General features: G+C 71.8%; 7 protein-coding genes and 2 pseudogenes. 1 reads left to right on the top strand and 8 read right to left on the bottom strand.

Annotation, left to right across the window (positions count from 1 at the left end):
- Positions 1-37: 37 nt before the first annotated feature.
- On the bottom strand, positions 38-973 hold the full coding sequence (gene rpsB, locus NQ160_RS15155; RefSeq protein WP_257516022.1) for a 30S ribosomal protein S2: 936 nt from the start codon (positions 971-973) through the stop codon (positions 38-40).
- Between the two features lie 126 nt (positions 974-1,099).
- On the opposite strand from rpsB, the pseudogene NQ160_RS24745 reads away from it, so the two are divergent.
- A pseudogene (locus tag NQ160_RS24745) lies at positions 1,100-1,762 on the top strand (murein hydrolase activator EnvC family protein); the annotation flags it as partial.
- Between the two features lie 59 nt (positions 1,763-1,821).
- Here the strand turns inward: NQ160_RS24745 and NQ160_RS15145 are convergent.
- From NQ160_RS15145 to NQ160_RS15115, 7 genes and pseudogenes are all read right to left on the bottom strand, one after another.
- Positions 1,822-2,373, bottom strand: coding sequence for a DUF3060 domain-containing protein (locus tag NQ160_RS15145; protein WP_257516021.1), 552 nt, complete (start codon positions 2,371-2,373; stop codon positions 1,822-1,824).
- Between the two features lie 38 nt (positions 2,374-2,411).
- Positions 2,412-3,314, bottom strand: a complete 903-nt coding sequence (locus NQ160_RS15140; RefSeq protein WP_257516020.1) for a tyrosine recombinase XerC — start codon at positions 3,312-3,314, stop codon at positions 2,412-2,414.
- A 48-nt stretch (positions 3,315-3,362) separates the two neighbouring features.
- A complete protein-coding gene (dprA, locus tag NQ160_RS15135) occupies positions 3,363-4,553 on the bottom strand; it encodes a DNA-processing protein DprA (protein WP_257516019.1) in 1,191 nt (396 codons plus the stop codon).
- Positions 4,550-6,082, bottom strand: a complete 1,533-nt coding sequence (locus NQ160_RS15130) for a YifB family Mg chelatase-like AAA ATPase (RefSeq protein ID WP_257516018.1) — start codon at positions 6,080-6,082, stop codon at positions 4,550-4,552. Before NQ160_RS15130 ends, dprA begins: the two co-directional genes overlap by 4 nt.
- Positions 6,079-6,441 (bottom strand): YraN family protein, encoded by a 363-nt coding sequence (locus NQ160_RS15125; protein WP_257516017.1) that lies wholly within the window; start codon positions 6,439-6,441, stop codon positions 6,079-6,081. Before NQ160_RS15125 ends, NQ160_RS15130 begins: the two co-directional genes overlap by 4 nt.
- 100 nt (positions 6,442-6,541) lie before the next feature.
- On the bottom strand, positions 6,542-6,865 hold the full coding sequence (locus tag NQ160_RS15120) for a DUF2469 domain-containing protein (protein WP_257493299.1): 324 nt from the start codon (positions 6,863-6,865) through the stop codon (positions 6,542-6,544).
- A 23-nt stretch (positions 6,866-6,888) separates the two neighbouring features.
- Positions 6,889-7,179 (bottom strand): annotated as a pseudogene (locus NQ160_RS15115) (ribonuclease HII); the annotation flags it as partial.

Genomic DNA, 7,179 nt, shown 5'->3' with positions numbered 1-7,179 from the left:
GGGCGCGCTGCGCCCACCCCGGCCTGATCCGTGCTGTTTACTCGGCCTTGGCGGCTTCGGCGGCTTCGGCGCCCTCGGCGTCCGCAGCGGACTCCGTGGCGGCTTCGCCCTCGATGGCCTGCTCGTCAGCGACGATCTCGCTGACCTCGGCCTGCGCCTCGGCCTCATCTGCAACCTTCTCGGTCGCAGCGGAGGACTGCTCGGGCGCGCTCTGCTCGAGCAGTTCGCGCTCCCACTCGGCCAGGGGCTCGGCGGGGGCCTCGGCCTCGCCGGCGGCGGGCTGGTGACGCTGGATGAGGCCCTCGGCCGCAGCGTCGGCGATCACGCGGGTAAGCAGACCCACGGCGCGGATCGCGTCGTCGTTGCCGGGGATCGGGTACTGGAACTCGTCCGGGTCGGCGTTGGTGTCGAGGATGCCGATGACGGGGATGCCGAGCTTCTTGGCCTCGTCGATGGCGAGGTGCTCGCGCTTGGCGTCGACGACCCAGATGGCCGACGGGGTCTTCTGCAGGTTGCGGATACCACCGAGCGACTTGTGCAGCTTGTCGAGCTCGCGCTTCTTGAGCAGCAGCTCCTTCTTGGTGAAGCCGCTGTTGGCCGGGGTCTCGTAGTCGAGCTCCTCGAGCTCCTTCATGCGGGCCAGACGCTTGGAGATGGTGGTGAAGTTGGTCAGCAGACCACCGAGCCAGCGCTGGTTGACGTAGGGCTGGCCCACGCGGGTCGCCTGCTCGGCGATGATCTCCTGAGCCTGCTTCTTGGTGCCGACGAAGAGGATGGTGCCGCCGTGGGCGACGGTCTCCTTGACGAACTCGTACGCCTTGTCGATGTACCCGAGCGACTGCTGCAGGTCGATGATGTGGATGCCGCTGCGCTCGGTGAGGATGAAGCGCTTGACTTTCGGGTTCCACCGGCGGGTCTGGTGTCCGAAGTGGACGCCGCTGTCGAGCAGCTGGCGAATGGTGACGACGGCCATGGCCGTTCTCCTGTTCTCGGCGCGATGCGCCGTTGTTTCGGTTGTCCACGCCTGGTCGGATGACCGGCGAGCCTGGTGCCCGGCGCACACCCGCAACCCGCGGATGCGGGATGACCTGGGGTGTGGATGCCGCGTCGCATTCGCCGGAGCGAACGCTGTGCTGTGGGCACGCGGAGTCACCCCGCCGAGGCGAGGTGCAGTGTCATCTTATCAGCCGCCGACTCCTCCCCCTCTCACCGATGTGGGAAGTTCTCCGCATCCGCGCATTCTCCGCCTGCGGACACGAGCCGACCCGCGCAGCATGGAGGAATGATCCGCCGTCACGTCGTCGCAGGGGCGGCGCTCCTGGTCGCCGCGGCGACCTTATCCCTCAGCGAGGCGGCGGCGACGGCCGGCGCGTCGGTCCTGCCGATGGCCGACGCAGATGCCCCCGACGCGATCTCGGGCTTTCCCTGGACCTGGCCGCTTCCGGGTGCGCGTGTGGAGGCGCCGTTCGAGGCGCCGGCGCACCGCTACGGTCCGGGCCACCGCGGCATGGATCTGTCCGGCGACGGCACGTCGGCTGTCATCGCGCCGGCGCACGGGGTCGTCGCCTTCGCGGGTTTCGTCGCCGGGCGGCCCCTGCTCACGATCGACCACGGCATGGGCCTCGTCACCACCTTGGAGCCCGTGATCCCCGGTGTGGTGGCGGGCCGATCGGTCGCTCGCGGGGAGCAGGTGGGAACGCTCGCCACCGGCGGTCACGTTCGCCCCGGGGCACTGCATGTAGGCGTCCGACGCGACGGCGAGTACATCAGTCCGATGCTGCTCTTCGGGTCGGTGCCGCGGGCAGTGCTCCTACCGTGCTGTCAGCGGTCGATGGCGATGACGTTGCGGTCTCCGGAGTCGGTGACCTCGCCGAGCGCGCCGGCATCCACTTCGTTGTCGTTGCCGTTCACCGTGACGGCTCCCACGTCGCCGCGCACGTCGATCTCGTTGCGGTCGCCGGCGAGTTCGAGCGACCCCACCGACGTCGCTTCGATGTCGTTGTCCTGACCGGCCACACGCACACTCGTCACGTCACCCGCCTCGACGTCATGGCGGTCGCCCTCCACGACGAGCTCGGTCACCACTGCCGCGGTGAGGTCGATCTCGACCTCCGTGCCACTGACCGTCACCTGCGGGCAGTCGCCCCGCAGCCGCAGGTCCCGCCCGGCCGACACCGTGACCGCGAGCCCGGCGCAGTCCCCGTCGGGCGCAGGCGTGGCAGCGTCCGCCGACGCACTGGGGGCGGGTGCGGCGCTGGATGGCCGCACCGTCACCGCCGGCTGAGCGCCGTCGGTCTCGATGGGACTGCAGGCGGCGAGGGAGAGCGCGACCGCGGCAGCGGCGATGGCCAGGGAGAGAGCGCGACGAGACATTCCTCCACGGTAGGCGGCCGTCTGAGGGACCACCACCCTCACGCCCGGGGGTGGGCCAGGCGGTACGCTGCCGCCAGTCGCTCCCCGGAAACATGGGTGTAGATCTGCGTGGTGCCGAGGCTCGCGTGGCCGAGCATCTCCTGTACGGCGCGCAGGTCGGCGCCGCCGTCGAGAAGGTGCGTCGCGGCAGAGTGCCGCAGCGCGTGGGGCCCCACCGTCTCGGCGCCCACGAGCGGGGCGACCTCTCGCGCGACGAGATCGTAGACGGCTCGCGGTCCGATCCGAGCGCCGCGCAGCCCCAGGAACACCGCCGAGGTGGCCGCGTCGGCGCGGGCGGCCAGCGCCGGGCGCCCGCGCACCAGATAGGCATCCAGTGCGCGGGCTGCCGGTGCACCGAACGGGACGACCCGCTCTTTGGATCCCTTGCCGAGCACGCGGACCGTGGCCGACGCCGGGTCGAGGTCACCGAGATCCACGCCGCACAGTTCCGACACCCGTAGGCCGGCGCCGTAGAGAAGCTCCAGCATGGCGGCATCCCGAAGGTCGCGCGGGTCGCCCTCCGCGGCACGGCCCCGCAGGTCGTCCAGTACCGCGCCGAGGGCTTCGGCCGACGCGACGCGCGGAAGCGTACGGCCCCGCTTGGGTGCGACCAGACGCAGGCTGGGGTCGACGGTGACGTGACCGTACTCGGCGGCCCACGAGAAGAACCCCCGCGCGGCGGCGGTGCGGCGGGCGAGTGTGGTGCGCGCATCGCCGCGCTTGGTGGCCTGCCACAGCCACGAGCGCAGCGCCTCGAGGTCGACGTCGACGAGCGGGCCGTCGCCGACAGCCGCGGTCATGTCGGCGAGATCCGACCGGTAGGCGCGCACGGTTGAGGGCGACAGCCGGCGTACATCGACGAGGTGGCGTACGTACCGCTCGATCGCCTCGGACACCTGCATGAGACAAGGATGCCGCGTCCGGTACTTCCTCCCCCGCCGACGCACCGGTCAGCGTCTCGCCGCGATCAGCCGCCACCCGCCCGGTCCGTGCTGTGCCCGCCCCTCCAGGAGCAGTAGGCCGAGGCCGCGCTCGACGTCGGCGATGCTCTGACCGCACCGGCGGGCGACGTCGTCCGCCGTGCGCCAGACGCGCGCGCTCAGTGCGTCGCGCAGCGCCGTCATCTCGTCGACCCAGTCCTCCGCCCCGGGGAGCACCTCCTGGGTGGCGCCGAGCAGTTCACGGACATCGGCCGCGCTCGTGATGCACCGCGCGTCGTAATCACGCAGCAGCCGGTGACATCCCGCCGACGAGGGACTCGTCACCGGACCGGGCACCGCCCCGAGCGCGCGACCGAGGGATGCGGCGTGGCCCGCCGTGTTGAGGGAGCCGCTGCGCCAGCCCGCCTCGACGACCACCGTCGCGTCCGCCATCGCCGCGATGAGGCGGTTGCGGGCGAGGAACCGCCACTTGGTGGGCGCGGCGCCACACGCCACCTCGCTGAGGACGGCGCCGGTCCGCGCCACGCGGCCCAGCAGATCCTCGTGCCCCGACGGGTAGGAACGGTCGACCCCGCCGGCCAGCAGCGCGTCGGTGGCGCCTCCCGCCGACAGCGCCGCGCGGTGGGCCGCCCCGTCGATGCCATAGGCGGCGCCGGAGATGATGCGGATGCCGTCGGCGGCGAGGTCGGCAGCCAGTTCCATCGCCACGTGCTCGCCATACGACGTCGCCGCGCGGGCGCCGACGATGGCGACGGCCGCACCCACCCGCGCCGGAAGCGCCCCGCGCACCCACAGGCACAGCGGTGCGTGAGGGCCCAGATCATCGACGCGCGTCGGCCAGACGGCGTCGCCCGGCACCACGAGACGCACGCCGGCGCGGCGGGCGGTGTCGAACGCCGCTGCCACCGCACCCGGCTGCAGGCGTGGTCGCCACCGGTCCAGAGCCTCGCGGGCACGTTCGGCCTTTGCGCCTGCGGCGACGGCGACGGCGCGCACATCGTCGACGATGACGAGCCGCAAGGCCTCGGCCGCGCCCACGGCCGCCACGAGCACCCCTGCATCACCGTCGCCCGGCTCGCAGAGCGCCGACCACACGCCTCGCGCCCGCCGATCCAGCACGGCGTCGTCGTCGAGACCAGCCGAGATGAGACCGCAGAGCGCTTCGCGCGCAGCGTCGGGGTCGTCCTGGAGTGGGTTCACAGTGGGGTGGTTCCCTTCTTGAGGTAGAGCGCACGGCCGATGTCATCGAGTTCGAGGCGCTCGCGCCCCGCAAGGTCGGCGTGGCTCCAGGCGACGCGCAGCACACGGTCATAGCCGCGCAAGGTCAGCGCCCCCCGTTGGAGCGCCGCATCCAGCGGTCGTCGCACCGCCGGCGGTGGTGCGACGGGTCCCTGTCGAAGCCAGGTGCCGGAGACCTCCGCGTTGGTGCGCCATGGGGTCTCCCGCAGCCGCCGGGCCGCGCGGCCACGCGCCTCGGCGACGCGATCGCGTGCCTGTGCCGTGGTGATGGCCCGTTCGGCGGCGAACTGCGCGTGGGCGACCGAGACCCGCGTCACGGCCAACTCGATGTCGATCCGGTCGCGGATCGGCCCGGAGAGCCGCCCCAGGTAGCGACGGATTCCCGCGGGCGGGCAGACGCAGTCGCCGCCGGGCACGCCGTAGGCCCCGCAGGGGCAGGGATTGGTTGCGAGCACCAGCTGGAATCGGGCGGGGAACGTCGCGCTCGCGCCTGCGCGTTCGATCTGGATCGATCCGTGCTCCAACGGCTCCCGCAGGGCGTCCAGCGCACCCGAGGCGAACTCGCCCGCCTCGTCGAGGAAGAGCACACCCCCGCTTGCGCGCGCGATCGCGCCGGGACGGATCGTGCGGCTGCCACCCCCGACGAGGGCGGCGACGCTCGACGTGTGGTGGGGTGCCTCGAACGGCGGCGTGCGTTCCAGCCGCGCCACGCGCGCACCGCCGAGGGAGCGCACCGACGCGGCCTGAAGCGCGGCCGCATCGTCGAGATCGGGGAGGATGCCGGGCAGGCGCCGGGCCAGCATGGTCTTGCCGGCGCCGGGTGGCCCACTCATGAGCACGTGGTGTCCCCCGGAGGCGGCGACCACGACCGCATCCACGGCGTCGCGCTGCCCGATCACCTCGGCGAGCTCGAGCCTGGGCGCCGCGGGCTCCGGTGGCGTCTCGACGCTCACCGGCGGGAGTGGGCGATCGTCAACGGCGAGGCCGTGCCAGCGCAGCACATCGAGCAGACTCACCGCGCCCAGCACCTCCACACCTTCGACGAGCTCCGCCTCGGCGCGGTTGGCATGCGGCACGGCGACGCGGGTGATCCCCGCCCGCGCGGCCGCGATGACGGCCGGCAGCACTCCCGGCACCGGTCGTAGACGTCCGTCGAGGCCCAGCTCCCCCACATGCACCGTGCGCCGGAGCGAGGCGTGGTCGAGGCTGCGCTCGGTCGCCAGCGCGGCCACGGCGATCGCGACGTCGAAGCCCGCCCCGTGCTTCGGCAGACTCGCCGGCGACAGGTTGACGGTGATCCGTCTGCGCGGCAGCAGCACGCCGGAGTTCTCACACGCGTTGTGCACCCGCTGGTGGGCCTCTCCCAGTGCCTTGTCCGGCAGCCCGATGATCTTGAAGTCCGGCGTCTGCCGCGACAGGTCCGCCTCCACCTCGACCAGAGCGCCGTCGAGCCCCGTCAGTGCGACCGCCCACGTCCTCGCGACACTCATCTCAGGTCCTGCACGTGCTCGAGCGGTGCGGTCGCCGGGTCATCGCCCGTGATGGCGATGACGTCGAGCCGCAGGCGGCGTCCCTGCACGAGATCGGGGTGTGCGGCCAGCCAGGCGAAGGCGAGCTGCCACAGCCGGCGGCGCTTGCGCTCGTCGACCGCCTCGAGGGGGTGGCCGAACGCATCGGAGCGCCGCGTCTTGACCTCCACGACCACGAGCGAGTCAGCGCACGTTGCGACGATGTCCACCTCGCCCTGCGCGCACCGCCAGTTGCGGTCGAGCACCCGCCACCCGGCCTGCTCCAGATACCGAGCAGCACGTTGCTCACCCGCTCTGCCGCGCTCGTCCTTGGCTGCCATGCAGCGATCGTCGCGCGTCGGCCGACGGCCCGTGGGCCGTTACCCCCGGCTTGGGGGACAGCTCATCGAACGAGCCGCCTGTGGAGGGTTCGAGAGCACCTCAGGAGTCGAGCGAAAGCTCCTCGGGCAGGTGGAAGTCCCGCCGGGTCAGCTCCTCGACGTTGACGTCCTTGAACGTCAGCACGCGCACCGACTTCACGAACCGGTCTGCGCGGTAGATGTCCCACACCCAGACGTCGGTCATCGAGATCTCGAAATAGAAGTCGTGCTCCGTGTCGCGCCGCACGACGTTCACCTCGTTGGCGAGGTAGAAGCGACGCTCGGTCTCGATCACGTAGGCGAACTGCGACACGACATCGCGGTACTCGCGATACAGCGCCAGCTCTAGTTCGCGGTCGTAGTCCTCGAAGCCCTCGTCGTCCATGGTGATTCCATCCTAGGCCCGGGTCAGAACAGAGTCGGCGCCTCGACGATCGACCACGACGCACGGTGGTGTGCGCTGAGGCCGAGGGTGCGGATCGCGGCGCGGTGCTCGAGGCTCGCGTAGCCCTTGTTACGCGCCCACTGATAGTCGGGCCAGTCGTCGTGAAGAGCGGTCATGTGTCCGTCCCGGGCGACCTTGGCGATGACGGATGCCGCCGCGGCGCTGGCGCAGTCGCGGTCCGCTTTGACCACCGGCCGCACGTGGAGACCTGAGCCCCCCGCCGGGGTGATGTAGTCGTGGTTACCGTCCAGCAG

It is taken from the genome of Microbacterium sp. zg.Y909, assembly GCF_024626565.1.
This window is presented reverse-complemented; position numbering and strand designations above follow the sequence as displayed.